The sequence below is a fragment of the Streptomyces sp. NPDC003077 genome (genome assembly GCF_040611095.1).
Lineage (GTDB): Bacteria > Actinomycetota > Actinomycetes > Streptomycetales > Streptomycetaceae > Streptomyces.
In genome coordinates, this window is sequence record NZ_JBEXNM010000089.1 from 27,865 (window position 1) to 30,817 (window position 2,953).

The window sequence follows — 2,953 nt, forward strand, 5'->3', positions numbered from 1 at the left end:
CGGCCACCCCCTATATCTACCCACAGCCGTAAACACTCTTCCCTACCCCCCCCCTCTTCCTACCACCCCCGCGGCGCCCCCGCCGCCGCGCTACCCAGGCCCGACACCACCCCACACCCCACCCCGTCCGGCAAGGCAGCCACCCGCCCCGGCCGTCGGTCGCCCGCATCCGCGACCGCATCCATTGACGGAGTGAGTACTCACTCCGTACTGTCGCGGCATGACCGACTCCACTCCCCGGCGCCGGGCGCCGGCCATGTCTCCCGAAAAGCGCCGCGCCATGATCGTCGCGGCGGCACTGCCTCTCGTCGTCGAGTACGGAGCCTCCGTGACCACCGCGAAGATCGCTCGGGCCGCCGGCATCGGCGAAGGCACGATCTTCCGGGTCTTCCCCGACAAGGAAGCGCTGCTCGACGCCTGCATGGACGAGGCCCTTCGGGCCGACGACACGATCGCCCACCTGGCTTCCGTCTCCCTGGACCAGCCGCTCGCCGACCGCCTCACCGAAGCGGCCGACGTGATGCGCGGCTTCATGACGCGGCTCGGCGCCGTCGCCGCCGCGCTGTCCGCGGGAGGCCGTCCCGAGCGTCCGCCACAGGGCGCACCCGAGGGCCATGGCCAGGTGCCGGACCGCGAGGCGGGCCTGGCCGAGCCGCGTGCGGCGCTGGCCGCCCTGTTCGCCCCGGAGCGGGACGCGCTGCGGCTGAGCCCCGAACGGCTCGCGGACGCGTTCCAGATGCTCCTGATGTCCGCCGGCCGCCCGGGCGCGCCCGACCCCCTGAGCACCGAGGAATTGGTGACGCTCTTCCTCCACGGCGCCCTCACCACCCCGGGAACCACGGCCCCGTCCCAGCCCGCGCCCACCCCGCAGGCCCGCAACACCAACACCACCACCACTCCGCGGCCGGAGCCCTCCCCCGCTTCCGAGGGAACCCCCGAGCCCACCCCCGGGCCCACGCGCGCGAAGGACTCCCGATGACCGCGTCCGAGGCACACAAGACCCCCGGCAACGACGCCCGCGAAGGCCCCCGGACCGATGCCCAGGGGCTCGCAAAGACCCCCGGCGCCGAGACCGCCGAAGACCCCCGCTCCGACTTATCCCAGCCCTCCGGGCCCCACGACCCCTACCCCGGCCTCGCCCCCCGCCGCCGCGTGCTGGTGACCGTCGCCCTGCTCGGTTGCGCCTTCCTCGCCATGCTGGACGGCACCGTGGTCGGCACCGCGCTGCCGCGCATCGTGGAGCAGGTGGGCGGCGGTGGTTCCTGGTACGTCTGGCTGGTCACGGCCTATCTGCTGACCTCCTCAGTCAGCGTGCCGGTCTACGGCCGGTTCTCCGATCTCCACGGCCGCCGGCGGCTGCTGCTGGGCGGGCTCGCGCTGTTCCTGGGCGGCTCGCTGGCCTGCGGCCTGTCCGGGACGATCGTGGAGCTCGTCGTCGCCCGCGCCGTCCAGGGGGCGGGGGCCGGGGCGCTGCTCACCCTCGGGATGGCGCTGGTCCGCGACCTCTTCCCGCCCGGCCGGAGCGGTGGCCTGATCCGGATGCAGACGGCACTGGGCGCGATGATGGTCCTCGGGATGGTGGGTGGCCCGCTCATCGGCGGGGCGCTGACCGATCACGTCGGCTGGCGCTGGGCCTTCTGGCTGAACCTGCCGATCGGACTGGCCGCCGCGCTGGTCATCGCCTTCGCGCTGCCCGAGAGGCGCCCGGCGGCCGTGCCTTCCGGGCGGCTGGACGTGGCCGGGATCCTGCTGCTGACCACCGGGCTCTCCCTGGTCCTGATCGGCTTCAGCCTCAAGGGCCACACCGTGGGCGCGCAGACTCCGGCCTGGACCGACCCGCGCGTGGTCGGCCCGGTGCTCGGTGGGGTGGCCGCGCTGGCGCTGCTGGTCGCCGTCGAACGCCGGGCGGCCGTCCCCGTGCTGCCGCTGCGCCTCTTCCGCCACCGGGGGTACGCGGCGCTGCTGAGCGCCGGGTTCTTCTTCCAGGTGGCGGTGCTGCCGGCGGGGGTCTTCCTGCCGTTGTACTTCCAGGACGTGCGCGGCCACTCGGCGACCGTTTCGGGGCTCCTGCTGCTGCCCCTGCTCGTCGGCATGACGCTGGGCAACCGGCTCACCGCCGCCGTCATCCTGCGCGGCGGACGCGTCCGGCCGTCGCTGCTGACGGGAGCCGGGCTGCTGACCGCGGGCACGGCGGCCTTCTTCGCCCTGGACGCCTCGACGCCCCCGCTCCTGACGTCGGTCTGGCTGCTGGTCGCCGGGCTGGGCACCGGGCCGGCCATGGGCGGGCTCACCATCGCCACCCAGAATTGCGTCCCGTACGCCGACATGGGGTCGGCCACCGCGGGCGCCGGGCTCACCAAGCAGCTCGGCGGCGCGTTCGGCCTGGCCTGCGGTCAGTCGCTGATGGCCGGGCACGTGGCGGGCGCGGTCACCGCCCCGGCCGTCGGGTCGGCCGTCGCATGGCTCGGCGGGGTCGCCGGGCTGCTGGCCTTGGCCGCGCTCCTCCTGATGCCGGAGATCCGCATCCCGACCGGCCACCGTCCGGCGCCCGGCCCCCGGACGGTCCCCCAGCCGGCGTCGTCCTCCGACTCCGCGGGCTGACCCGGGCTCTCGCCCCTGCGGGTGCCATCGGCAAGGGCGCTATAGAACCGGTACCGCGTCGCGCACCGCGTCGTCGGCCGGGTGTACCTGGTCAGCGTCCTGCTCGCCTGTGTGTCCGCGGTTCTGGCGGCTGCCTTCTCCGTCAGCGGGTTCTCCGCGCAGGTCGCCTTCCACCTACTGGCGACCGCCTGGCTGTACTACCTGGTCCAGGGGCACCGGACGGTCCGGCGGGGCCAGGTGCGAGGTCCCGGCGGAGTCGATCGCCCGAGCCCGAAGGCCGGAGGAGCTGGGCGCTCAGGCCCGGCCCTCGAAGGACCGTCCGCGGCCCGCCCCCGTCCGTGGCGGGGCGGGC

The 2,953-nt window shown here is 74.8% G+C and carries 3 protein-coding genes; all 3 read left to right on the forward strand.

Features of this window, described 5'->3' with window-relative positions:
- Window positions 1-220: 220 nt before the first annotated feature.
- Window positions 221-979, forward strand: a complete 759-nt coding sequence (locus ABZX96_RS34680; RefSeq protein WP_355552431.1) for a TetR/AcrR family transcriptional regulator — start codon at window positions 221-223, stop codon at window positions 977-979.
- Window positions 976-2,601, forward strand: a complete 1,626-nt coding sequence (locus ABZX96_RS34685; protein ID WP_355552434.1) for an MFS transporter — start codon at window positions 976-978, stop codon at window positions 2,599-2,601. The genes ABZX96_RS34680 and ABZX96_RS34685 overlap by 4 nt, the downstream gene beginning before the upstream one ends.
- A gap of 81 nt (window positions 2,602-2,682) precedes the next feature.
- A partial coding sequence (locus ABZX96_RS34690; protein WP_355552437.1) for a hypothetical protein occupies window positions 2,683-2,953 on the forward strand: 271 nt, incomplete at its 3' end.